General features: G+C 68.6%; 21 protein-coding genes and 2 pseudogenes. 13 read left to right on the plus strand and 10 right to left on the minus strand.

Annotation, left to right across the window (positions count from 1 at the left end; genetic code table 11):
* Positions 1-4 precede the first annotated feature (4 nt).
* From AC1HIL_RS16395 to aptA, 3 genes and pseudogenes are all read right to left on the minus strand, one after another.
* Entirely contained in the window at positions 5-1609 is a 1605-nt protein-coding gene (locus tag AC1HIL_RS16395) for an ABC transporter substrate-binding protein (RefSeq protein ID WP_479672205.1), read from the minus strand.
* Between the two features lie 52 nt (positions 1610-1661).
* Positions 1662-2753, minus strand: coding sequence for a C45 family autoproteolytic acyltransferase/hydolase (locus AC1HIL_RS16400; protein ID WP_261210957.1), 1092 nt, complete (start codon positions 2751-2753; stop codon positions 1662-1664).
* 20 nt (positions 2754-2773) lie between these two features.
* Positions 2774-4076 (minus strand): annotated as a pseudogene (aptA, locus tag AC1HIL_RS16405) (omega-aminotransferase AptA).
* Between the two features lie 250 nt (positions 4077-4326).
* Between aptA and AC1HIL_RS16410 the strand changes: the two are divergent.
* Both AC1HIL_RS16410 and AC1HIL_RS16415 read left to right on the plus strand, forming a co-directional pair.
* Positions 4327-5268: a GntR family transcriptional regulator gene (locus AC1HIL_RS16410; protein ID WP_413763827.1), complete on the plus strand. Its 942-nt coding sequence runs from the start codon at positions 4327-4329 to the stop codon at positions 5266-5268.
* A 39-nt stretch (positions 5269-5307) separates the two neighbouring features.
* Positions 5308-6543 (plus strand): serine hydrolase domain-containing protein, encoded by a 1236-nt coding sequence (locus tag AC1HIL_RS16415; protein WP_479672207.1) that lies wholly within the window; start codon positions 5308-5310, stop codon positions 6541-6543.
* Here AC1HIL_RS16415 and AC1HIL_RS16420 read toward each other — a convergent pair whose 3' ends face one another.
* Positions 6544-6933: a hypothetical protein gene (locus AC1HIL_RS16420; protein ID WP_479672208.1), complete on the minus strand. Its 390-nt coding sequence runs from the start codon at positions 6931-6933 to the stop codon at positions 6544-6546.
* A gap of 303 nt (positions 6934-7236) precedes the next feature.
* On the opposite strand from AC1HIL_RS16420, the gene AC1HIL_RS16425 reads away from it, so the two are divergent.
* The gene (locus tag AC1HIL_RS16425; RefSeq protein ID WP_479672209.1) at positions 7237-7404 is read left to right on the plus strand and encodes a hypothetical protein; all 168 of its coding nucleotides are present in this window, start codon (positions 7237-7239) and stop codon (positions 7402-7404) included.
* Complete coding sequence (locus AC1HIL_RS16430; RefSeq protein ID WP_479672210.1) at positions 7401-8432, plus strand: acyltransferase family protein; 1032 nt, start codon at positions 7401-7403, stop codon at positions 8430-8432. The genes AC1HIL_RS16425 and AC1HIL_RS16430 overlap by 4 nt, the downstream gene beginning before the upstream one ends.
* Positions 8433-8539: 107 nt before the next feature.
* On the opposite strand, the gene soxR is transcribed toward AC1HIL_RS16430, so the two are convergent.
* Positions 8540-9004, minus strand: a complete 465-nt coding sequence (soxR, locus tag AC1HIL_RS16435) for a redox-sensitive transcriptional activator SoxR (RefSeq protein ID WP_057593633.1) — start codon at positions 9002-9004, stop codon at positions 8540-8542.
* A 59-nt stretch (positions 9005-9063) separates the two neighbouring features.
* The gene (locus tag AC1HIL_RS16440) at positions 9064-9477 is read right to left on the minus strand and encodes a DoxX family protein (protein ID WP_093343438.1); all 414 of its coding nucleotides are present in this window, start codon (positions 9475-9477) and stop codon (positions 9064-9066) included.
* A gap of 212 nt (positions 9478-9689) precedes the next feature.
* Here AC1HIL_RS16440 and dusA point away from each other — a divergent pair, with 212 nt between their 5' ends.
* Positions 9690-10739, plus strand: a complete 1050-nt coding sequence (dusA, locus tag AC1HIL_RS16445; RefSeq protein WP_479672211.1) for a tRNA dihydrouridine(20/20a) synthase DusA — start codon at positions 9690-9692, stop codon at positions 10737-10739.
* 27 nt (positions 10740-10766) lie between these two features.
* Here dusA and AC1HIL_RS16450 read toward each other — a convergent pair whose 3' ends face one another.
* The gene (locus AC1HIL_RS16450; protein ID WP_261210951.1) at positions 10767-11645 is read right to left on the minus strand and encodes a TauD/TfdA dioxygenase family protein; all 879 of its coding nucleotides are present in this window, start codon (positions 11643-11645) and stop codon (positions 10767-10769) included.
* Positions 11646-11673: 28 nt separating this feature from the next.
* Positions 11674-12687 (minus strand): tripartite tricarboxylate transporter substrate binding protein, encoded by a 1014-nt coding sequence (locus AC1HIL_RS16455; RefSeq protein WP_479672212.1) that lies wholly within the window; start codon positions 12685-12687, stop codon positions 11674-11676.
* Positions 12688-12801: 114 nt separating this feature from the next.
* On the opposite strand from AC1HIL_RS16455, the gene AC1HIL_RS16460 reads away from it, so the two are divergent.
* Complete coding sequence (locus AC1HIL_RS16460) at positions 12802-13587, plus strand: IclR family transcriptional regulator (RefSeq protein ID WP_479672213.1); 786 nt, start codon at positions 12802-12804, stop codon at positions 13585-13587.
* 40 nt (positions 13588-13627) lie between these two features.
* Here the strand turns inward: AC1HIL_RS16460 and AC1HIL_RS16465 are convergent, their stop codons facing one another.
* The gene (locus AC1HIL_RS16465) at positions 13628-14269 is read right to left on the minus strand and encodes a GntR family transcriptional regulator (protein WP_057593638.1); all 642 of its coding nucleotides are present in this window, start codon (positions 14267-14269) and stop codon (positions 13628-13630) included.
* 158 nt (positions 14270-14427) lie between these two features.
* On the opposite strand from AC1HIL_RS16465, the gene scpA reads away from it, so the two are divergent.
* The 7 genes and pseudogenes from scpA (at position 14428) to AC1HIL_RS16500 (ending at position 23297) form a co-directional block, all read left to right on the plus strand.
* Positions 14428-16590 (plus strand): methylmalonyl-CoA mutase, encoded by a 2163-nt coding sequence (gene scpA, locus AC1HIL_RS16470; RefSeq protein ID WP_479672214.1) that lies wholly within the window; start codon positions 14428-14430, stop codon positions 16588-16590.
* Positions 16591-16696: 106 nt separating this feature from the next.
* Positions 16697-16906, plus strand: a pseudogene (locus tag AC1HIL_RS16475) (GIY-YIG nuclease family protein); the annotation flags it as partial.
* A 171-nt stretch (positions 16907-17077) separates the two neighbouring features.
* Positions 17078-18130, plus strand: coding sequence for a methylmalonyl Co-A mutase-associated GTPase MeaB (meaB, locus tag AC1HIL_RS16480; protein WP_413764555.1), 1053 nt, complete (start codon positions 17078-17080; stop codon positions 18128-18130).
* A 40-nt stretch (positions 18131-18170) separates the two neighbouring features.
* Positions 18171-19715: an acyl-CoA carboxylase subunit beta gene (locus AC1HIL_RS16485; RefSeq protein WP_057593642.1), complete on the plus strand. Its 1545-nt coding sequence runs from the start codon at positions 18171-18173 to the stop codon at positions 19713-19715.
* A 17-nt stretch (positions 19716-19732) separates the two neighbouring features.
* The gene (locus tag AC1HIL_RS16490; RefSeq protein ID WP_057593643.1) at positions 19733-21781 is read left to right on the plus strand and encodes an acetyl-CoA carboxylase biotin carboxylase subunit; all 2049 of its coding nucleotides are present in this window, start codon (positions 19733-19735) and stop codon (positions 21779-21781) included.
* A complete protein-coding gene (bioB, locus tag AC1HIL_RS16495) occupies positions 21781-22812 on the plus strand; it encodes a biotin synthase BioB (RefSeq protein ID WP_479672215.1) in 1032 nt (343 codons plus the stop codon). The genes AC1HIL_RS16490 and bioB overlap by 1 nt, the downstream gene beginning before the upstream one ends.
* The gene (locus AC1HIL_RS16500; RefSeq protein WP_057593644.1) at positions 22809-23297 is read left to right on the plus strand and encodes a VOC family protein; all 489 of its coding nucleotides are present in this window, start codon (positions 22809-22811) and stop codon (positions 23295-23297) included. The genes bioB and AC1HIL_RS16500 overlap by 4 nt, the downstream gene beginning before the upstream one ends.
* An 11-nt stretch (positions 23298-23308) precedes the next feature.
* Here AC1HIL_RS16500 and AC1HIL_RS16505 read toward each other — a convergent pair whose 3' ends face one another.
* Positions 23309-23806 (minus strand): Lrp/AsnC family transcriptional regulator, encoded by a 498-nt coding sequence (locus AC1HIL_RS16505; protein ID WP_208512240.1) that lies wholly within the window; start codon positions 23804-23806, stop codon positions 23309-23311.
* Positions 23807-23888 lie beyond the last annotated feature (82 nt).

Consider the following 23888-nt stretch of genomic DNA (forward strand, 5'->3'; position numbering starts at 1 on the left):
CCCGTCAGCCGCCGGCGGCGGCCAGCCGCACGTTCCAGAAGCGCGGCTTGGCCGGCGCCCAGCCCTTGAAGCCGACCACGTTCTTGCGCATGGCGGTGGCGTCGCTGGCGTTGAACAGCACGATCATCGGCACGTCCTGCAGCATCTGCTTGTGCATCTCGTCGAACAGCGCCTGGCGGCGCGCCTTGTCGCGCGAGACCATGGCCTCGGCCAGACGGGTCTGCGCATAGGCGCTGTCCCAGACCTTGCGCGGCTGCGCGGCCTTGTCGCCCGACACCATCTCGTAGTTGAGCGCGGGATCGATGCGCGCCGAGTAGACGAAGGCCATGCTCTGGTACTGGCCCTTGGTGTAGCGGTCGAGCTGGGTGGCCCAGTCGAGCACCTCGAGCTCGATGTTGATGCCGGCCTCGGTGGCCATGGCCTGCACCAGCACGGCGGCCGAGTAGAGCGCCTCGTAGCGCTTGTTGGCGATCATGCGGATCGGCTGGCCGCGGTAGCCGGCCTCGGCCAGCAGCTTCTTCGCGGCGGCGATGTCGCGCTTGAAGCCGCCGGCCTGCGCCGCGTCGTAGTAGGGGCTGGTCGAGGGCACGACCGAGTTGTTGACGGCCGACAGGCCCTCGGTGACCGAGCGCGCGATCTCGGGCGTGTCGAGCGCCAGCGCCAGCGCGCGGCGGATGCGCACGTCCTTGAGCACGGGGTCGTTGGTCTGCAGCAGCAGCGCGACCATGGTCATCACGGGCGTGGTGTCCACGCGCACGTCGGCGCGGCCGCGCATCTCGATCACGTCCGACGGGCTGGGGCTGATGAAGGCGTCGATGCCGCCGCTGTAGAGCGCGGCCTTGGCCGCGGCCGAGTCGGGGATGACGACGAAACGCAGGTTCTCGACCTCGGCCTTCTTGCCGCCCGTGAGGCCGTCGCGCGGCTCGGCGCGCGAGGTGTAGCCGTCGAAGCGGGTGAGCTCCACGTACTGGCCGCGCTTCCATTCCTTGAGCTTGTAGGGGCCGGTGCCCACCGGCTCCTTCCACTGGCCGTCGGCGCCGACCGAGCTGCGGTGCAGGATGGCCGCGCCGCCGCAGTCGGGCCGCGCCATCATGGTGAGGAACAGCGCGCTCGCGCGGTCGAGCTTGAACACCACCGTCTTCGGGTTCGGCGCCTCCACCGAGAGCACCTTGGTCATGCCCTTGCCGTCGAACTCGCTGAGGCAGCGCCAGCCGCTTCCGGGCTTGAGGTAGCGCTGCCAGCTCCAGACCACGTCGTCGGCCGTGAGCGTGGCGCCGTTCTGGAACTTCACGCCGTCGCGCAGGGTGAAGGTGTAGCTCAGGCCGTCGGCCGAAGTGTCGACCTTGCTCGCGAGCATGGGGCCGACCGAGGTGTCCTCGCGCAGCGCGACCAGGCCCTCGCCGATGTGCAGCAGCACGTTGTCGGTGTTGTCGTCGCGGTTGCCGCCGGGGTCGGTGCTGCGGATGTCCGAGTTGATCTGGATGCGCAGCGTCTGGCCGGCGCCGGGCGCGCCCTGGGCGAAGGCGGTGCCGGCGGCGAGGCCGAGCGCCAGCAGGGCGGCGGCGCGCGAGACGGAAGGCGGGCGGGCGGGGGGCACGGGTGGGTTCATGGCAAACACTCCTGGCGGGGGCTGGGCCGGTCGGGATCGGATCGGGAGGAACTCAGAGGGAATAGTCGGTGAAGCGGTGGGCCTTGAAGGGCGCCGGCGCGATGCGCATCTTCCGTGCCGCCGGGTCCATCACGATGGTCGCCACGGTGGCCGAGGAGGCGCCGCCCGGGCCCGCGCTCGGGCTGCGGCAGACCGCGCGCGGCGCGCCGAAGCGGTCCTGCAGCGCGTCGAGCACGTCCTGCTCGGTGAGGTCGCCGGCGCGCTTGCGCAGGGCCTCGGTCACGCGGCGGTCGCGGTAGAGCGAGTCGGGCGTGGTCTCGAGGCTGCGGTCGACCACGCGCGCCAGCGCGGCCGGCGTCTTGAAGTGGTTGGCATGCACCAGCACGCCGTCCTCGGGCTGCTGCCAGAACACCTGCTCGGGGCAGGTCTCCAGGCTCACGGCCTCGCCCTCGGCATGGGTGAGGATCATGTTGTTGGAGATCGAGCGCGCGCTGCGGCAGACCACGCCGAGCGCATTGGCGTAGAGCTCGGACTGCAGGATGCCGCGGCGGATCAGCGCCAGCGGCACGCCCTGCTGGCGGCCGTCGCTGTCGGCCTTGATGAAGTTGCCGGTGACCGCGATGCCCGCGCTGTTGAGTCCGGCGCGCGCCAGCGTGCCCGCCTCGGCGAAGGTCAGGATGGCCGGGCCCTTGGCCGGCTGGATGCGCAGCACCACGCCGAGCTCGAGGCTCTCGACGCGCCAGTCCCAGTTCTGCGCGTGGATCAGCTTGCCGTCGCGCGCGGCCGAGGGCATGACGACCACGCCGGTGCAGCCGTCGGGCGGCTCGGTGGCCTCGAGCTGCTGGAAGGCATAGAGCATCTCGCTGCGCGCGTTGAGCGCCACGATGTCCTCGGCCGGCACGCCCGCGCCCTCGGCCACGCCCTCGATCTCGCGCAGCATGCCGGCGTCGAAGGCCTCGACCAGCGGCATGAAGCGGCGCGCCAGCGCGCGCGTGCGCTCCCAGTTCAGGCCCACGCGCTCGAAGGCGGCGCGGTAGGTGCGCAGGCTCAGGTCGATGCGGTCGCCGGCCGCGCGGCCGTACTGGCGGCCGCACTGGGCGGCGTCGCCCTCGATGTCGTAGAGGGGGAAGGATTCGATGTCCATGGGGTGCGGTCCTCGGGAATTCAGGCGGGCGTGTCGGTGGGCTGGGCGGTCCGGGCGATGGCCTGGCGCAGGCTGTCGACGATCTGGTCGACGTGCCGGCGCTCGAGCGTGAACGGCGGCGACAGCGCGATCGTGTCGCCGACCGAGCGCACCAGCACGCCGGCGTCGAGGCAGTGCTGCGCCACGGCCTGGGCGTGCGTGCCCGGGCCGGCGGCCCAGGGCTGCAGCTCGATGCCGGCCAGCAGGCCGACGTTGCGCACGTCGATCACGCCGGGCAGGCCGCGCAGCGCGTGCAGGCCTTCCTCGAAATAGGGCGACAGCGCCGCGGCCTGGGCGATCAGGCCGTCGTGCACATAGGCGTCGAGCGTGGCCATGGCGGCCGCGCAGGCCAGCGGATGGCCCGAGTAGGTGTAGCCGTGCGAGAGCTCGACCGCGCTCACGCTGCCCTGCATGAAGGCGTCGTGCACCGCGTCGCGCATCAGCACTGCGCCCATCGGCACCGCGCCGTTGGTCAGGCCCTTGGCGGTGGTGATGAGGTCGGGCTTGACGCCGAACAGGTCGGCCGCGAAGTTGGTGCCCAGGCGGCCGAAACCGGTGATGACCTCGTCGAAGATCAGCAGCACGCCGTGCCGGTCGCAGAATCTCGCGCAGGCGCTTCAGGTAGCCGCGCGGCGGCGGCAGCACGCCGGTGGAGCCGGCCACCGGCTCGACGATGACGGCGGCCACGGTCGAGGCGTCGTGCAGCGAGATCAGCGCCTCGAGCGCGTCGGCCTTGTCGAGGCCGTGCGGCGGCTCCCCGCGCGAGAAGGCGTTGCGCGCCAGGTCGTGCGTGTGCGGCAGGTGGTCCACGCCGTTGAGCAGCGGCCCGAAGGTGCTGCGCTGGCGGCCGATGCCGCCGACCGAGATGCCGCCGAAGCCCACGCCGTGGTAGGCGCGCTCGCGGCCGATCAGCCGGTAGCGGCCGGCCTCGCCGCGCGCACGGTGGTAGGCCACCGCGATCTTCAGCGCGGTGTCGACCGACTCGGAGCCCGAGTTGGTGAAGAACACGTGGTTCATGCCCCCGGGCGCCATCCCGGCGAGCCGCTCGGCCAGCGTGAAGGCGGCCGGGTGGCCGATCTGGAAGTTCGAGGCGTAGTCGAGCACGTCGATCTGCGCCTTCAGCGCGGCGCTGATGCGTGGGTTGCGGTGGCCGGCGTTCACGCACCACAGGCCGGCGATGGCGTCGAGCACGCGGCGGCCGTCCGCGAGGTCGTAGTAGAGGCCTTCGCTGCCGACGATCAGGCGCGGCGATTGCTTGAACTTGCGGTTGGGGGTGAAGGGCATCCAGAACGCGTCGAGGGACGCGGGCAGGGCGGGCGACGCCGCGGCGGCGTCGGGGGTCGAAAGGGTGTCGGCTGCGGCCACGAGGGTTTTCTCCGTTGGGACGCGACCCGGCGCTCGGGTCGTCGTGGGCCGATCTTGGAGCGTGGATTGTATTTTTGTCGCAAGATGTACATGGTTTTTTGCGGTCAAAAATACAAAGTCGGCGCGATGATCGGCGCCGATCCCGCGATTCCTCCCCGGAGAACCTTGGATGGCCGAAGCACAGATGGACACGCCCCCGGCGCCGCCTGCGTCGCAGATCGCGCCGCTCGCGCAGCGCGTGAGCCGCTACATCCTCGATCAGGCCCTGGCCGGCGGCTACGAGAACGGCCGCCACATGACCGAGGCCGATCTCGCGAGCCGGCTCGGCATCTCGCGCACGCCGGTGCGCGCCGCGCTGCGCTTCCTGCACGAGCGTGCCTTGCTGGCCCACGTGCCCAACCGCGGCTACACGCTGGTGGCCGACCGCGAGGCGCTGGGTCGCGCGCGGCGCGAGATGCCCGAGGACGAGGAGAAGACCCTCTATTACCGATTGCTGCGCGACCGGCTCGCGGGCAAGCTGCCCACGCGCGTCAACGAGCTCGAGCTGGCGCAGGCCTACGACGCGCCGCGGCCCCTGCTGCGTACCGTGCTGACCACGCTGCTGCAGGACGGCGTGCTGCGCGGGCGCCATTACCAGCGCTGGGAGTTCACCGAGACCCTCGACTCGGTCGAGAGCGAGCGCGAGAGCTACCGCTTCCGCCTGATCGTCGAATGCGCCGCGCTGCGCGAGCCGGGCTTCCGCATCGACCATGAGCGGCTGCTGGCCTGCCGCGAGCGGCAGCAGAGCCTGCTGGCCCAGGCCGCGCGCTACAACTGGATGGACTTCTTCGAGGCCAACGCGCAGTTCCACGAGCTGCTGGCCAGCTTCTCGGGCAACCGCTTCGTGCTCGACACCGTGCAGCAGCAGAACCGGCTGCGCCGCATGTCGGACCTCTCGGACTATCCGCTCGTGAACGTCGACCTGCTGCACAAGTCCTGCCGCGAGCATCTCGAGATCCTCGACGCGGTCGAGGACGGCGACCTGGCCCGCGCCGCCGAAGGCATGCGGCTGCACCTGAGCCGCGCCAGCGAGCTGCTGGAGCGGCGGGTGATGGGCGTGCTCGGCGACTGACTGAATCCGCAACCCAACCTTCTCTTCTTTCCTATCTTCATGACGCAAGACAACACAGCGCTGGCCGCCGGCTGGCGCGACGGATTCCCCACGGCCGGCGCGCCCGTCACGAGGCCGCGCGAGTGCCCGGTGTTCCAGCCGCCGCACAACCGCTGGGCCTTCTCGCACCTGCGCGAACTGCAGCCCACGCGAAGGGTGGGACGCGGCAGCGCGCCGGTGGCCGAGCTGCCGCGCGCGATGCGCAGCGAGATCGATGCGCTGCCCTTCGCGCGCTTCGGCGACGGCGCGCCCACGACCTGGCTCGCGGCGCTCGAGGCCATCCATGCCGACGGCGCCGTGGTGCTGCACCGGGGGCGCATCGTCTACGAGCGCTACTTCGGCGCGCTCGATGCGCAGGGCGAGCACATGGCGATGTCGGTCACCAAGTCGGTGGTGGGCACGCTCGGCGCCATGCTCGCGGCCGACGGCACGCTCGACGAGAACGCCTTCGTCACGCACTACATCCCCGAGCTGGGCGACAGCGCCTTCGGCAGCGCGACGGTGCGCCAGGTGATGGACATGACCACGGCCATCGACTATTCGGAGGAGTACGCCGACCCCGATGCGGGCGTGTGGAAGCACGCGCGCGCCGGCGAGCTGCTGCCGCGCCCGGCGGGCTACGCGGGCGCCGAGGGCTACCGGCAGTTCCTGCAGAGCGTGGGCGCGGCGCGCGACGGCACCGTGCACGGCCAGGCCTTCGCGTATCGCACCGTCAACACCGACGTGCTGGGCTGGCTGATCGCGCGCGCGGCCGGGCAATCGGTGGCGAGCCTGCTGGGCGAACTGATCTGGTCGCGCCTGGGTGCCGAGCAGGACGCCAGCTTCGCGCTCGACGGCCAGGGTGCCGAGTTCGCGGGCGGCGGCTTGTGCACCGGCCTGCGCGACCTCGCGCGCTTCGGCGAGGCGATGCGGCTGGGCGGCCATTTCAATGGCGCGCAGATCGTGCCCGAGGCCGTGGTCGCCGACATCCGCCGCGGCGCCGACCCGGCGCGCTTCGCACTCGCGGGCTACACCCGGCTGGCGGGCTGGAGCTACCGCAACATGTGGTGGGTGGCGCACGACGCGCACGGCAGCTTCACCGCGCAGGGCATCCATGGCCAGGCGCTGCACATCGATCCGGTGGCCGAGATGGTGGTGGCGCGCTTCGCCTCGCATCCGCTGGCGGCCAACGCCCACCTGCCGACCTCGATGCCGGCCTTTCGCGCGCTGGCCGCGCACCTCATGGGCGAGGGCTGATCAGTCGGCGATCAGCGCGGCATCGACCACCCGCACGCGGTGGTCGATGTAGTAGCCGCCGAACTCGGTGTAGCGCAGCACCAGCCGCGCGCATGCGCTGCAGCGGTAGACGTCGCAGCGGTTGTACGGGAAGTGCGCGACCGAGATCGGCGCCTCGGGCGAGTCGTAGCGCGTGCCGGCCGGGTGGAACTCCTCGAACGTGGGTTCGTAGGTATCGGGCTCGCGCAGCGTGCCGACCTGTTCCATCAGCGCCTTGGGCCAGCGTTCCTCGGTGATGCTTTCCCAGGCCTTGGCGTCCTGCAGGCGGCAGGCGCAGCTGGGGCGCGTGGGCGTGGCGGCTTCGGCGAGCCGGCGGAGGGCGGGGGTGTCGAGCAGGGGTGGGGCGGTCATGCGTTGGGGAGGGGCCGATGTTCTGAGCGCCCTTCCGGACCGGTGAGTCTAGTGCGCTGTATGTCGGGACCGCAGCCCCAGGGCGCATGGCCGTACAGAGGGTTGGGCAGCCCTCTGCACGCAGGTCATTTCAGCTTCACGTCCTCATGCGCCAGCCGAGCCTCGCTTCGGTCCGAACCGTCGATGTCGGCCGGGCGCTGGTGCCCGCAGCAGATGCTGCCTTCGGTCGGCCGGATTCTGCCGTTCGGAGGTCGGGCATTCATTTTTTACGCCGTAAATTGAAACGTTTATTAACATTTCGAAATGAATGATAAACGCTATGGCGAAATTCAGGTCCTGCAGGAGATTGGCGGAGTCTTTCTGAACAACGTGCTGGAGCCGCTGGCGTTCCAGGACGGGGGACTGGCTGCCGCTGCCAGATTTCATGGCGCCCGATTGGCTGTGCGTCGCACCGAAGGTGCATTTGCATGACGTCGCAATCAAGATTCGAAGGCATCCAGGTGCTCAGAGGGGGGGCGGCCTTGTTGGTGTTGCTGGTTCACGCCGGCATCGTGCTGACCTTTCCGATGGATAGCCCGTACTACGGCTTTTTCAAGGAGGGGGCTGCGGTGGGCGTTGACCTCTTCTTCGTCATTTCCGGTTTTGTCGTTGCCATGGCTGCGCAGCGTTCTGAGGCGAAGAGCTTCCTGCTGAATCGCTTGACGCGCGTGCTTCCCTTGTACGTCGTGCTCTCGCTGCCTCTGGTCGCCATTGGGCCGATGACCGCAATCAGGTGGTGGAACACGCTGGCCTTTGTTCCGGCCTTCGACGTGGGTCGCTACACCAACCCGGCGCACCAGTTCGGCTGGACCATCGGGCTCGAGTTGTGGTTCTATGTCGTGATGGCGGCTGCTCTTCTCGTCAGCGGTCGCCATGTCTTGAGAGTCTTTTGCATTGCGATGCTGGTCATGGTGTTCTCTCGGGTTTTCTACACCGGAGACTGGCTGTTGCCCATCTATCTGGGGCATCCGATGGCGCTCGAATTCCTGGCTGGGGTCTGGATCTATTCGTCGCGCCGTTACTTGAGGCAATGGATCGGTCTTCCGCTGCTCCTTGCCGGTTGCTGGCTTGGTTGGGACCAGACGAATGACCGAGCCTTTCTCGGCGCGCACATGGTCATCCTCGCGCACTATGACGCGGCAATGATGCGGGCTCTGGCCTGGGGCGTCCCGTGCGCACTGATCGTGGCCGGATTCGTGGCATGCAACGGCTTGGTTCGGTGGCCGCGGCCGCTGCGATGGTTTGGCGACATCAGCTATAGCTTCTACATGGTGCAGCCGTTCAGCTTGCTCGCGTTGAAAGGGCTGGACTTTCCAAGCTGGCCAGTTGCATGGGCCGTGTTTTTCGCCGTGAACCTCGGTTTTGCAACTGCCTCGCACAGATACCTCGAGGTGCCGCTCACGAGGTGGCTCCGCGGAGGGGCTTGGCGTCCAGACGCTGCCATCGCGACGAGCAACTAGTCGTTGCGATCGTCAAGTTGCGCTTGATCGCAACGCCGGAGTCGCGCATATCCGTTTCATTGGTTGGCGGCGTCGGTTTCCTTGCTTCGGATCCTTGGCGTGCAGGCTCAAGGCGGATCGTCGAGCAGCACCGCCCCCGGCCCCGCGGCGCCCAGCCTGTCGCCGGGATTGCGCAACGGGCAATCGGTCATCGACAGGCAGCCGCAGCCGATGCATTCGCCGAGGTCGTCGCGCAGCCGGGTCAGCACGCGGATGCGTGCGTCGAGCTCGTCGCGCCAGTGGGCGGACAGCGCCTTCCACTGCGCGGCATTGAGGATGCGCCCCTCGGGCAGCCGCGACAGCGAGTCGCGGATGGTCTCGAGCGGAATGCCCGTGCGCTGCGCCACGCGGATCACCGCGATGTGGCGCAGCACCTCGCGCGGATAGCGGCGCTGGTTGCCCTCGCTGCGCCAGCCCTTGATCAGCCCCTTCGATTCGTAGAAGTGCACCGTCGAGACGGCGACGCCGCTGCGCCGGGCGACCTCGCCGACGGTCAGGACCTTGGCGGGCTCGGCGGGATGGTTCTCTGGCATGGGGAGGAAAGGCTCGGAGTCGGATCGGCGTCTTATAGGCGATACAGGCGATGCAGTGCTCAGCCGCCGAGCTGCCGCCGCAGGTGGCTCGCGATCGCCGCCGCGAGCAGCCCGCCGATGATGGAGACGTGCTCGAGCGCGAAGTACAGCGACAGCGTGGCGCGCGGTTCGGGCAGCGACCAGAAGCGATGCACGATCGCGATCGTGAGCAGCAGGAACACCGAGAGCGCGCCGGCGCCCAGCCACACGGCGCGGTCGACCAGCAGCAGCAGCGAGCCGGCCAGCAGCACGAAGATGGTGGCGACATTGAAGGCCCAGGCCGGCTCGAGGCCCGCCGCACGCATCTCGCCCACCCCGCCCGCGAAGTTCAGCGCCTTGGCGAGACCCGACGCGGCAAAGACCACGGCGAGCAGTATCCGGGCGGCCAGCCACAGCAGTTGGCTTTCCAACGCGGCATCGATCCACGACCTCATCAACACAGCTCCTGATTTCGGCGGGATATTCGTTGCCGCCATGGGTTCATCGGTGAAGCTCACGCGGGTATTCGGGTGAGCGCGGCGGACTGTAAAACCTCAACCAAACTTGAGGTCAAGCGCTGTCGCCATGCAGCGGAATGGCCGGGTGCGCTACGCTCGCGCCCTGCGCGTTCGCAACCGAGAGAAGCGGCGGCGCCCAAAGAAATCGAATGACACCGAACGAGAACCCAGAAAACGCCGGGCCCGGGCCCGATCCAGTGCGAGGCCCTGAAGCGGCCCAGGCGCTCGACGCCATGCGCCTGTCCGTGGCGCCCATGATGGACTGGACCGACCGCCACTGCCGCTACCTGCACCGCCTGCTGAGCCGCCACGCGCTGCTCTACACCGAGATGGTGACGACCGGCGCGCTGGTGCATGGCGACGTGCCGCGGCACCTGCGCTTCAACGCCGAGGAGCATCCGCTGGCGCTGCAGCTCGGCGGCAGCGAGCCGGCCGATCTGGCGCACTGCGCGAAGCTCGGCGAGCAATGGGGCTACGACGAGATCAACCTCAACTGCGGCTGTCCGAGCGAGCGCGTGCAGCGCGGCGCCTTCGGTGCCTGCCTGATGAACGAGCCGCAGCTGGTGGCCGACTGCGTGAAGGCGATGGTCGACGCGAGCAGCGTGCCGGTGACGGTGAAGCACCGCATCGGCATCGACAAGATCGAGAGCTACGAGTTCGTGCGCGACTTCGTGGGCCAGGTCAGCGAGTCCGGTTGCGACACCTTCATCGTGCATGCGCGCAATGCCTGGCTCAAGGGCCTGAGCCCGAAGCAGAACCGCGAGATCCCGCCGCTGCGCTACGCGCTGGTGCATCGGCTCAAGCACGACTTTCCGGCGCTGAAGTTCTCGATCAATGGCGGCATCACGCTCAATGCGCAGGTGCACGAGCACCTGCGGCTGCTCGACGGGGTGATGGTGGGACGCGAGGCGTACCACAACCCCTGGTGGCTGGCCGAATGGGACGCGGAGTTCTTCGGCGCGGCGCCCTCGGAACGCACGCGCGAGGAGGTCGAAACCCTGATGTGCGACTACATGGTGCGCGAGGCGGCCGAGCACGGCACGCCGTGGTCGAACATCGCGCGCCACATGCTGGGCTTGCGCAACGGGCTGCCGGGCGCGCGCCGCTGGCGCCAGGTGTGGAGCGACCACCGCATGAAGAGCAAGTCGCCGCACGAGGTGATGGCGATCGCGCACGAGCCGGTGGCGCAGGCGGCCTGAGCCGCGTTCCTGCTTCCTCGCTTCTTTTCAGGCCGCCATCAGCGTGGCCTCGGGCACGTCCTCGATGGTGGTGCGGCGCAGCTCGCGGCGCTCGGCGATGTCGTAGCGCCGGCCGCGGTGCAGGGTGCTGCGGTTGTCCCACATCACGAGGTCGTGCACCTGCCATTCGTGGCGGTAGACGAACTCGCGCTGGGTCGCGTGCTCGAGCAGGTCCGACAGCCGCATGCGGGCCTCGGCCACGGGCCAGCCGACGATCTCGCGCGCATGCACGCCCACGAACAGCAGCTTGCGTCCCGAGCCCGGGTGCGTCTGCACCAGCGGCCAGGCGGCCGGCGGGATGGTCTTCTTCTGCTCGTCGGTGTAGGCCTCGTCGCCCAGCAGGATGCGCGTGTGCAGCGCGTAGTGCTCGGCGCTCAGGCCCTCGAGCTCGGCCTTGTCGCGCTCGGGCAGGGCGTCGTAGGCGGCGCGCAGGTCGGTGAACTCGGTGTTGCCGCCCCAGCTCGGCAGCACCAGCGCATGCAGCATCGAATAGGCGGCGCGCGGGTTCTGGAACGAGCTGTCGCTGTGCCAGAGCTGGTTGGCGAAGTTCGAGAGGTTCTTCGGCGAATCGCGGCGCGCGACGTTGCCTTGCGCGTCGACGTTCGAGATGTCGATCAGGCGCTCGTCCTCGAGCCGTTCGGGGCGCTTGAACACCTTCTTGAGGCCGAGGTCCAGCGGCCCGAAGGCCTTGGCGAAATCGATCTGCTGCTGGCCCGTGAGCGGCTGGCCGCGCCACACCAGCACGGCATAGCGGTTCATCGCGGCGTTGATCTGCCTGACCTCGTCGCTCGAGAGCGGCCGGGCGATGTCGATGCCGCGCGCTTCGGCGGCGAAATGCGGATGCAGGGGGGTGAGTGCTAGGGGCATGGGAAGGGTGTCCGGATGGAAGAGGGGCTCACTCGGGCTGGATGCCCGCGTCGGCGATGACGCGCGCCCAGCGCTTCATCTCCGACTGCACGTAGGCGTCGAACTGCGCGGGCGTGGAGGCGACCACCTCCATGCCCTGTTCCTCGACGCGCTTGCGCATCTCGGGGTCGAGCAGCACGCGGCGCGTGTCCGACTGGATCTTCTCGATGACGGCCGGCGGCGTGCCGTGCGGCGCGATGAAGCCCAGCAGCGCATTGACGTGGAAGCCGGGCAGGGTCTGCGCGACGGTCGGATAGCTGAAGCCGGGCACCGGCTTGTCGCCGAGGGTGGCGATCAGCTTCATGCGGCCGGCCTTCACGAAGGGCAGCACCGAGAGGAAGGGGTCGACCACGAGGTCGATGCGACCGCCCATGAGTTCGGTGTGCGCGGGCGAGCTGCCCTTGAAGGGCGCGTGCAGCATGTCGAAGCCCGCCTCGCGCTTGAGCAGCTCGGCCCCCAGGTGGGTGGTGCTGCCGGCGCCGGGCGTGCCGTAGGTCAGCTTGCCCGGGTTCTTCTTGGCATAGGCGATCAGCTCGGCCAGCGTGTTGAAGGGCGCGTCGGGCCGGGCCACGATGGCCAGCTGCAGGTTGGCGATCTGCGTGATGCCCGCGATGTCCTTGAGCGTGTCGTAGGGCAGCGTCTTGCGCAGCGAGGGATTCACCGCGAACGAGGAATTCACCATGCCGATGGTCAGCCCGTCGGGCGGGGCCTTGGCGACGAAGTCGGCGCCGATCGCGGTGCCGGCGCCGGGCTTGTAGTCGACGATGACCGGCTGGCCCCAGCCCTCCTGCAGCTTCATGGCGATGAGGCGGCCGACGGTGTCGGTCGGCCCGCCGGGGGCGAACGGCACGATGAGCTTCACCGGTCCCTTGGGGAATGCGGCCGGCGCGGCGGCCCGCGCGAAACCCGGAAGGCCGGCGCCGGCCAGCAGGCCGAGGCCGGTGCCAAGAAGGTCGCGGCGGCGCGGCGACGGCGGGGAGAAGTGGGGGTTTTGTCTCGTCATCTCATTATTTTGAAACTGTGTTTCAAAATAATGATCTCCCAAAGTTCTCGCGTCAACCCGTTTTTGCTGAAAAATGGCAACAAAGATCAATCAGGGAAGCAAAGGTTTCTAAAAATGAATGACGCGATTGGCGGCAGGGAAGAGGTGAGCGCGCTCGCCCGGGGACTGGCCCTGCTGAAGGTGATCGGGATGGCGGCGGCGCCGATGGGCAATCGCGAACTGGCGGATGCGACGGGCATTCCCAAGGCGACGGTGTCGCGGCTCACGGCCACCCTGGTCGGGGCGGGCTACCTGCGGCAGTCGCAGGACAGCGAGCGTTTCAGCCTGGGGCCGGCGCTGCTCGACATGAGCAGCCGCTACCTGCGGCACTTCGACCTGCGCACGGTGGCGCGCCCGCATCTCGCGGCGCTGTCGGACTTCGCGGGCGCGAGCGTGCACATGGGCGTGCGCGACGAGCTCGACATGCTGATCATCGATTCGCTGCGCCCGCGCTCGGTGATGATCAGCTCGCGCATCGAGGTCGGTTCGCGCATGACGATCGCCACCTCGGCCGCCGGACGGGCCTACCTGGCCTCGCTCGCGGCGCCCGAGCAGGAGGCGCTGCTGGCGCAGATCCGGCAGGAAAGCGGCGAGAACTGGCCGCGCATCGAGCCGGGGCTGATCGCCAGCATCGAGGAGTACGCGCGCGTGGGCTACTGCGGCTCGTTCGGCGAATGGCATCCGCACATCCACGCGCTGGGCTTCGCGCTGCGCGGTCCGCGCGGCGAGCGCTACGCGGTGAGCTGCGGCGGCCCGGCCTACCTGCTGCCCAAGGACACCATGCTCGCGCGCGTGGTGCCGCGGCTGCTCGAGACGGCGCAGCGCATCGCGGCCGAGGCGGGCACGGTCGATCTTGATTGAGTGAAGAAGAAAGGGCCGCCGTGCGGCCCCGCGGCGAACGCTAGGCCGCCGCTTCGAGCCCGTTGCTGAAGTGCTCGCGCATGCGCGCCATGGCGGCCTCGCCGTCGCGCGCCTCGATCGCGGCCATCACCGAGCGGTGCTCGGCCAGCGATTCCCCGATCCGCCCGGCCTTGAGCAGCGAGTTGTGGCGGTTGAGCTTCATCACCTTGCGCAGGTCGGCCACCATCTGGTCGCGCCACTTGTTGTTGGCGATCGCCAGCAGGCGCATGTGGAAGCGCTCGTTGACCGCGAAGAAGTGCTCGCGGTCTTCCGGTGCGGCCGCGGCTTCGAGCTCGGCATGCAGCGCGCGCAGTTCGGCGAGCTGGGCCTCGGTGGCGCGCTCGGCCACCACGCCGGCGGCATCGCTCTCGAGCAACGAGAGCAGGTGGTAGACGTCGGCCAGGTCCTGCTCCGACACCTCGGTCACATAGGCGCCGCGGCGCACCTTCATCGTCACCAGGCCTTCGGCGGCCAGCACCTTCAGCGCCTCGCGCAGCGGCGTGCGGCTGATGCCGTACTCCTCGGCGAGCTTGAGTTCGTCGATCCAGCTGCCCGGTTCGAGCTCGCGGCGGAAGATCCGCTGGCGCAGCAGCTCGGCCACCTCTTCATAGAGGGCGCGCGGGGTGAGGGTGACGGCGGACATGGGCGGGACTGTACTTCAAAAATCGCGTTTGAATTAATAATTATGGATCGGTTAGACTCGCGGCCGGCCTGCAAATCCCTGCGCGCCACCAGCGATTCCAGCGAATCCTTTCCTCCAGCAGCACACCCCTGCACGACACACTGCGAAGCGGCGCCTCCATGAGCAGCAAACCCGAACCCTCCTTCAAGCCCGCCACTCTCGAGGCCTGGGCCAAGGCCGCCGCAAAGTCGGCCCCCGGCGGCGACGTCGCCGCGCTGAACTGGATCACGCCCGACGGCATCAGCGTCAAGCCGCTGTACACCGCGGCCGACCTGCAGGGCCTGAAGTACACCGACACGCTGCCGGGCTTCGAGCCCTACCTGCGCGGCCCGCAGGCCACGATGTACGCGGTGCGTCCGTGGACCATCCGCCAGTACGCCGGTTTCTCGACCGCCGAGGAATCGAACGCCTTCTATCGCAAGGCGCTGGCTGCCGGCGGACAGGGCGTGAGCGTGGCCTTCGACCTCGCCACCCACCGCGGCTACGACAGCGACCATCCGCGCGTGACCGGCGACGTGGGCAAGGCCGGCGTGGCGATCGATTCGGTCGAGGACATGAAGATCCTGTTCGACCAGATCCCGCTCGACAAGGTCAGCGTGTCGATGACCATGAACGGCGCGGTGCTGCCGGTGCTCGCGGGCTACGTGGTCGCGGCGGAAGAACAGGGCGTGGCGCAGGACAGCTTAAGCGGAACCATCCAGAACGACATCCTCAAGGAGTTCATGGTCCGCAACACCTACATCTTCCCGCCCGCGCCGAGCATGCGGATCATCGGCGACATCATCGAGTACACGGCGCAGAACATGCCGAAGTTCAACTCGATCTCGATCAGCGGCTATCACATGCAGGAAGCCGGCGCCAACCAGGCGCTGGAGCTGGCCTTCACGCTGGCCGACGGCAAGGAGTACGTGAAGACCGCGCTGGCCAAGGGCCTCGATGTCGACGGCTTCGCCGGGCGCCTGAGCTTCTTCTGGGCCATCGGCATGAACTTCTACCTCGAGGTGGCCAAGATGCGCGCGGCGCGCCTGCTGTGGTGCCGGATCATGAAGGAGTTCGAACCGAAGAACCCCAAGAGCCTGATGCTGCGCACCCACTGCCAGACCTCGGGCTGGAGCCTGACCGAGCAGGACCCCTACAACAACGTGGTGCGCACCACCATCGAGGCGATGGCCGCGGTGTTCGGCGGCACGCAGAGCCTGCACACCAACGCGCTCGATGAAGCCATCGCGCTGCCGACCGAGTTCAGCGCCCGCATCGCGCGCAACACGCAGCTCATCATCCAGGAAGAGACGCACATCACGAACGTGATCGATCCCTGGGCCGGCAGCTACATGATGGAGAAGCTCACGCAGGACATGGCCGACGCGGCCTGGACCATCATCGAGGAGGTCGAGGCCATGGGCGGCATGACCAAGGCGGTGGACAGCGGCTGGGCCAAGCTCAAGATCGAGGCCGCGGCCGCCGAGAAGCAGGCGCGCATCGACTCGGGCAAGGACGTGATCGTCGGCGTCAACAAGTACAAGCTCAAGAACGAGGACGCGATCGAGAGCCTCTCGATCGACAACGTCAAGGTGCGCGACCAGCAGGTGGCGCGGCTGCAGAAGATCCGCGCCGCGCGCGACGGCGCCAAGGTGCAGGCCGCGCTCGACGCGCTGACCGAGGCGGCCGAGAACGGCACCGGCAATTTGCTGGCGCTGAGCATCGACGCGGTGCGCCTGCGCGCCACCGTCGGCGAGATCTCCGACGCGCTCGAGAAGTCCTTCGGCCGCCACCGCGCCGACACCCAGAAGGTGACCGGCGTCTACGCCGCCGCCTACGACTCCGCCGAGGGCTGGGAGAACCTCAAGACCGAGATCAACGCCTTCGCCGAGGAGCAGGGCCGCCGTCCGCGCGTGATGATCTCCAAGCTGGGCCAGGACGGCCACGACCGCGGCGCCAAGGTGGTGGCCACGGCCTTCGCCGACCTGGGCTTCGACGTCGACATGGGGCCGCTGTTCCAGACGCCCGAGGAGTGCGCGCGCCAGGCGATCGAGAACGACGTGCACGCGGTGGGCGTGAGCACGCTCGCGGCCGGCCACAAGACGCTGGTGCCCGCGATCATCGCGGAGCTGCGCAAGCAGGGCGCGGACGACATCATCGTGTTCGTCGGCGGCGTGATCCCGCGCCAGGACTACGACTTTCTCTACGAGGCCGGCGTGAAGGGCATCTACGGACCGGGCACGCCGATCCCGGCGAGCGCGAAGGACGTGCTGGAGCAAATCCGCGCGGCGGTCGCGGCCTGACGAGAGCGGACGTGGGCGATCTTTCGTCGAGACCGTCTCTTGCTCGCTGCTCGCCAACAACCGTTCGGGCTGAGCTTGTCGAAGCCTTTCCCTGCACTCTGCTGACGTGAAACCCTTCTACGTTTATCTGCTGCGCTGTTCGGATGGCTCCTATTACGCGGGGCAGACCGACGACATCGAAGCCCGGATGAGGCAACACCTCGATGGCGGGATCGGCTATACGTCGATGCGCAAGCCTGTCGAGCTCGTGTGGCAGGGCGAATTCGAAACGCGTGAGGCGGCGATCGCGTTCGAACAGCAAATCAAGGGTTGGTCGCGTGCGAAGAAGGAAGCGCTGATCCGCGGCGATTGGGAGGCGATTCAGTCGCTGGCCAGGTCGAGATCCAATTCCAGACCCGAGGAAGGTGGGGAGTGGCTTCGACAGGCTCAGCCCGAACGGTTGGGGGAGCATTCGTCGCCCCCATCCGCTCGGCCTGAACGGGCGGGGGTGGACGATCGCTTCGCTGCCATCCTGAACGGTGTCCTCGCAGGCGACGGCCTCGTCCAGCGCCGCGCCATCGCCAAGGCCATCACGCTGCTCGAATCCACCCGCGCCGACCACCGCGCGCAGGCCGACGAGCTGCTCACCGCGCTGCTGCCGCGCACCGGCAACTCGTTCCGGCTCGGCATCTCGGGCGTGCCGGGAGTCGGCAAGTCGACCTTCATCGAGACCCTGGGCCTGCTGCTGATCGACAAGGGCCACCGCGTCGCGGTGCTCACCATCGACCCCTCGTCCACCGTCTCGGGCGGCTCCATCCTCGGCGACAAGACGCGCATGGAACGGCTCTCGGTGCACGAGCGCGCCTACATCCGCCCGAGCCCCTCGAGCGGCACGCTCGGCGGCGTGGCCGAGAAGACGCGCGAGGCGATGCTGGTGTGCGAGGCCGCGGGCTACGACGTGGTGATCGTCGAGACCGTGGGCGTGGGCCAGAGCGAGACCGCGGTATCGGGCATGACCGACATGTTCGTGCTGATGCAGCTGCCCAACGCCGGCGACGACCTGCAGGCGATCAAGAAGGGCGTGATGGAGATCGCCGACCTGGTCGTCATCAACAAGGCCGACATCGACAAGGACGCCGCCACGCGCGCACAGGCGCAGATCACCTCGGCGCTGCGGCTGTTCGGCCACCAGGGCAACCCCGACCACGCGGCCGCGGCGCACGACGCGCACAGCGGCGCGCAGGTGCGCTTCTGGCGGCCGGCGGTGCTGCAGCTCAGTGCGCTCGCGGGCACCGGCGTCGATGCCTTCTGGGCTGCCGTGCTTGAGTTCCGCGCGCTGCAGACCGCCAACGGCCGGCTCGCCACGCGCCGGGAAAAACAGGCCACCGCGTGGATGTGGGAGCGCATCGACGCGGGGCTCAAGCAGGCCTTCAGGCAGCACCCGCAGGTGCGCGAGCTGCTGCCGCGGCTCACGCGGCAGGTGGCGCAGGGCAGCCTGCCGGCGTCCACCGCGGCGCGCCAGCTGCTCGCCGCGGCGGCCGTCGCGGCGCCGGCACCATGACTTTCAACGATATCCAGGACCACCGCTTCGAAAGCACACCATGCAAGAACTGATCGACGAACTCGAAAAGCGCCGCGCGCAGGCCCGCCTCGGTGGCGGCCAGAAGCGCATCGACGCGCAGCACGCCAAGGGCAAGCTCACGGCGCGCGAACGCCTCGAACTGCTGCTGGACGACGGCACCTTCGAGGAATGGGACATGTTCGTCGAGCACCGCTCGACCGACTTCGGCATGGCCGACAACAAGATCCCGGGCGACGGCGTGGTCACGGGCTACGGCATGATCAACGGCCGCCTGGTGTTCGTCTTCAGCCAGGACTTCACCGTCTTCGGCGGCGCGCTCAGCGAAGCGCATGCCGAGAAGATCTGCAAGGTGATGGACCAGGCGATGAAGGTCGGCGCCCCGGTGATCGGCCTCAACGACTCGGGCGGCGCGCGCATCCAGGAAGGCGTGGCCTCGCTCGGCGGCTATGCCGACGTGTTCCAGCGCAACGTGATGGCCTCGGGCGTGGTGCCGCAGATCAGCATGATCATGGGCCCGTGCGCGGGCGGCGCGGTGTACTCGCCCGCCATGACCGACTTCATCTTCATGGTGAAGGACTCGAGCTACATGTTCGTCACCGGCCCCGAGGTGGTGAAGACGGTGACGCACGAGAGCGTGACGGCCGAGGAACTGGGCGGTGCCGTGACCCACACCACGCGCAGCGGCGTGGCCGACATGGCGTTCGAGAACGACGTCGAGGCGCTGATGATGCTGCGCCGCCTCTACAACTACCTGCCGCTGAACAACCGCGAGAAGCCGCCGGTGCGCCTGGGCAACAACGGCCAGGGCGACCCGGCCGACCGGCCCGACTATTCGCTCGACACGCTGGTGCCCGAAAACGCGAACAAGCCCTACGACATGAAGGAGCTGATCTTCAAGGTGGTGGACGACGGCGACTTCTTCGAGCTGCAGCCCGACTACGCGAAGAACATCGTGATCGGCTTCGCGCGCATGGAAGGCCAGACCGTGGGCATCGTCGCCAACCAGCCGCTGGTGCTGGCGGGCTGCCTCGACATCAAGAGCAGCATCAAGGCCGCGCGCTTCGTGCGCTTCTGCGATGCCTTCAACATCCCGGTCGTGACCTTCGTCGACGTGCCCGGCTTCATGCCCGGCACCGGCCAGGAGTACGGCGGCATCATCAAGCACGGCGCCAAGCTGCTCTACGCCTATGCCGAGTGCACGGTGCCGAAGATCACCGTCATCACGCGCAAGGCCTACGGCGGCGCCTACGACGTGATGGCCTCCAAGCACCTGCGCGGCGACGTCAACCTGGCCTGGCCGCGCGCCGAGATCGCGGTGATGGGCGCCAAGGGCGCGGTCGAGATCATCTTCCGCGAGGACAAGAACGACCCGGCCAAGCTCGCGGCGCGCGAGGCCGAGTACAAGGCCCGCTTCGCCAACCCCTACGTGGCGGGCGCGCGCGGCTACATCGACGACGTGATCCTGCCGCACGAGACGCGCAAGCGCATCTGCCGCTCGCTGGTGATGCTGCGCGAGAAGAAGCTCGAGAACCCGTGGCGCAAACACGGCAACATTCCGCTTTGAGCGGCACGGAGAAGAACATGTTCAAGAAGATCCTGATTGCCAATCGCGGCGAGATTGCCTGCCGTGTGATCCAGACCGCCAAGAAGATGGGCATCCTCACGGTCGCGGTCTATTCCGACGCCGACAAGGAAGCCCGCCACGTCGAGCTGGCCGACGAGGCCGTGCACATCGGTGCCGCGCCCAGCCGCGAGAGCTACCTGCTGGCCGACCGCATCATCGAGGCCTGCAAGAAGACCGGCGCCGAGGCCGTGCACCCGGGCTACGGCTTTCTGTCGGAGAACGAAAGCTTCGCGAAGAGGGTCGAGGAAGAGGGCATCGCCTTCATCGGCCCCAAGCACTACTCGATCGCGGCCATGGGCGACAAGATCGCCTCGAAGAAGCTCGCCAACGAGGCCAAGGTCAACACCATCCCGGGCTGGAACGACGCCATCGAGACGGCAGAGCGCGCGGTCGAGATCGCGAAGGACATCGGCTACCCGGTGATGATCAAGGCCTCGGCCGGCGGCGGCGGCAAGGGCCTGCGCGTGGCCTTCAACGACAAGGAGGCCTTCGAGGGCTTCACCTCCTGCCGCAACGAGGCGCGCAACAGCTTCGGCGACGACCGTGTGTTCATCGAGAAGTTCGTCGAGGAGCCGCGGCACATCGAGATCCAGGTGCTCGGCGATTCGCACGGCCACGTGATCTACCTCAACGAGCGCGAATGCTCGATCCAGCGCCGGCACCAGAAGGTGATCGAGGAGGCGCCGTCGCCCTTCATCAGCGACGCCACGCGCAAGGCGATGGGCGAGCAGGCGGTGGCGCTGGCCAAGGCCGTGAACTACCAGAGCGCGGGCACGGTGGAGTTCGTGGTCGGCAAGGACCAGAGCTTCTACTTCCTCGAGATGAACACCCGGCTGCAGGTGGAGCATCCGGTGACCGAATGCATCACGGGCCTCGACCTGGTGGAGCTGATGATCCGCGTGGCGGCCGGCGAGGCGCTGCCGCTGACGCAGGAGCAGGTCAAGCGCGACGGCTGGGCCATCGAGTGCCGCATCAACGCCGAGGACCCGTTCCGCAACTTCCTGCCCTCGACCGGCCGGCTGGTGAAGTTCCAGCCGCCGGCCGAGACCATGTTCGCGAGCGACACCGAGCACCTGCAGGGCGTGCGCGTGGACACCGGCGTGTACGAGGGCGGCGAGATCCCGATGTACTACGACTCGATGATCGCCAAGCTCATCGTGCACGGCAAGGACCGCAACCACGCGATCGCGCGCATGCGCGAGGCGCTCAACGGCTTCGTGATCCGCGGCATCAGCAGCAACATCCCGTTCCAGGCGGCGCTGCTCGCGCATCCGAAGTTCGTGGCCGGCGACTTCAACACCGGCTTCATCGCCGAGAACTACGGCAAGGGCTTCCATGCCGAGGACGTGCCGCACAGCGAGCCCGATTTCCTGGTCGCGCTGGCGGCCTACGTGCACCGCCGCTACCGCGCGCGTGCCTCGGGCATCAGCGGCCAGCTCGAAGGCCACGGCGTGAAGGTGGGCGAGCAATTCGTGGTGGTCGAACTCGGCGCGCAGGGCGAGCACGTGCACCACCCGGTGACCGTGAGCGACTTCCACGGCAAGACCGGCGCGAGCGCGGTCACGGTCAACGGCAAGACCTACAAGATCGACAGCAGCCTCGCGCTGGGCGCGGTGCGGGTGCAGGGCATCGTCAACGACAAGCCCTTCGTCGCGCAGGTGGAGCGCGGCGCCGGCAAGAATCCGCTGGCGCTGCGGGTGTCGAACGACGGCCGCCAGATCGAGGCCATGGTGCTGTCGCCGCTGGGCGCGCGCCTGCTCGCGCTGATGCCGCACAAGGCACCGCCGGACCTCAGCAAGTTCCTGATGTCGCCGATGCCGGGGCTGCTGGTCGAGGTGGCGGTGCAACCGGGCCAGCAGGTGCAGGCCGGCGAGAAGCTCGCGGTGATCGAGGCGATGAAGATGGAGAACGTGCTGTTCGCCGCGCAGGACGGCGTGGTCGGCAAGATCTCCGCGGCCAAGGGCGAGTCGCTCGCGGTCGACCAGATCATCCTGGAGTTCAACTGATGGGGGCCAGCGACCTGCAGGCGGTGGTGCTGCACCGGCCCGCGAAGCCGGCGCCGGCGCCCGAGGGCCGCTGGTCGGTCGAGGCGATCCAGGCGCTGCTCGACAAGCCGCTGATGGAGCTGCTGTTCGAGGCCCAGACGGTGCATCGCCAGCACTTTCCCGCGGGCGACATCGAACTGGCCACGCTGCTGTCGGTGAAGACCGGCGGCTGCCCCGAGAACTGCGGCTACTGCCCGCAGTCGGCCGAGTTCGACACCGGCGTGAAGGCGCAGAAGCTGATGGAGGTCGACGAGGTGCTGCGCGCCGCGCAGGCCGCCAAGGACGCGGGCGCCACGCGCTTCTGCATGGGCGCGGCCTGGCGCGCGCCCAAGGACCGCGACGTCGAGAAGGTGGCGGTGCTGGTCGAGGCCGTGAAGGGCCTGGGCCTGCAGACCTGCGCCACGCTCGGCATGCTCGAGCCGCACCATGCACGGCAGCTCAAGGCCGCCGGCCTCGACTACTACAACCACAACCTCGACACCGCGCCCGAGTACTACACCGACATCGTCGACACCCGCAGCTACCAGGACCGGCTCGACACGCTGGCCCATGTGCGCGGCGCCGGCATCAGCGTGTGCTGCGGCGGCATCGTGGGCATGGGCGAGGCGCCGGTGCACCGCGCGGGGCTGATCGCGCAGCTGGCCAACCTCGATCCGTACCCCGAGTCGGTGCCGATCAACAGCCTGGTGCGCGTGCCCGGCACGCCGCTGGCCGACTCGGAACCGATCGATCCCTTCGACTTCGTGCGCATGATCGCGGTCGCGCGCATCACCATGCCGACCGCGCGCGTGCGCCTGTCGGCCGGCCGCCAGCAGATGGGCGAGGCGGTGCAGGCGCTGTGCTTCATGGCCGGCGCGAATTCGATCTTCTACGGCGACAAGCTGCTGGTCACGGGCAATCCCGACGTGGAGGCCGACGTGCAGCTGCTGCGCAAGCTGGGGCTGCGCTCGCACCGCGCCTCGACCGAAACGAACCCGGAGTCCTGCCAATGACGAGCGCCATCCAACGTCCCTTCCGCGTGCTGGGCATCCAGCAGATCGCGATCGGCGGTCCCGACAAGACCCGGCTGCAGAAGCTCTGGGTCGACATGCTGGGGCTCGAGGTCACGGGCACCTTCCGAAGCGAGCGCGAGAACGTCGACGAGGACATCTGCGCGATCGGCACCGGCCCGTTCAAGGTCGAGGTCGACCTGATGCAGCCGCTCGATCCCGAGAAGAAGCCCGCGGTGCATGCCACGCCGCTCAATCACGTGGGCCTGTGGATCGACGACCTGCCGACGGCCGTGGAATGGCTGACGTCGCAGGGCGTGCGCTTCGCGCCCGGCGGCATCCGCAAGGGCGCGGCGGGCTTCGACATCTGCTTCCTGCATCCGAAGGCGAACGACGAGTTCCCGATCGCGGGCGAGGGCGTGCTCATCGAGATGGTGCAGGCGCCGCCCGAGGTGGTGAAGGCCTTCGACGCGCTCGCCGGGCGCTGAGGCCGGGCGCTTCAGGCGTTCACGACCTTGCGGATGGGCGGCTTCACGTCCGAGCGGTGCGGCGGCAGCATCGGCTGGTGCTCGCGCGCCGGGTTCAGGATGATCGAGGTCGCGGTCTCGGTGAGGATGCAGAACTTGGTGACCACCGCGTCGAGGTGGCTCACGTCGATCACCGCGATCTCGAGGATCCAGCTGTCCTCGCCGGTCACGTTGTAGGCATTCACGCATTCGGGCGTGTCCTGCACCAGCTTCACGACGCGGTCGTAGTCGGCGCGGCCGACGCGGATCATCGCGCGGATGCCGTAGCCCAGCTTGGCCAGGTTGACGGTGGCGCGGTAGCCGCTGATCACGCCCGCGGCCTCGAGCTTCTTCACGCGCTCGGTCACCGCCGGCTGGCTCAGGTGCACGCGGCGACCGAGCTCGGCCATGGTGAGGCGCGCATCCTTCTGCAGCTCGGCCAGGATGCGGGTGTCGTGGGCATCGAGCGTGGGGTTCAAGGTGGATTCCATCGAAGTCCTTCAAATCGACGGCCGCGAGCCGCCAGAACCGTGATTTGCGCATGGAAGCGCGGCGGCGGCCTTCATACCATGG

Source organism: Variovorax sp. ISS6 (assembly GCF_056523145.1).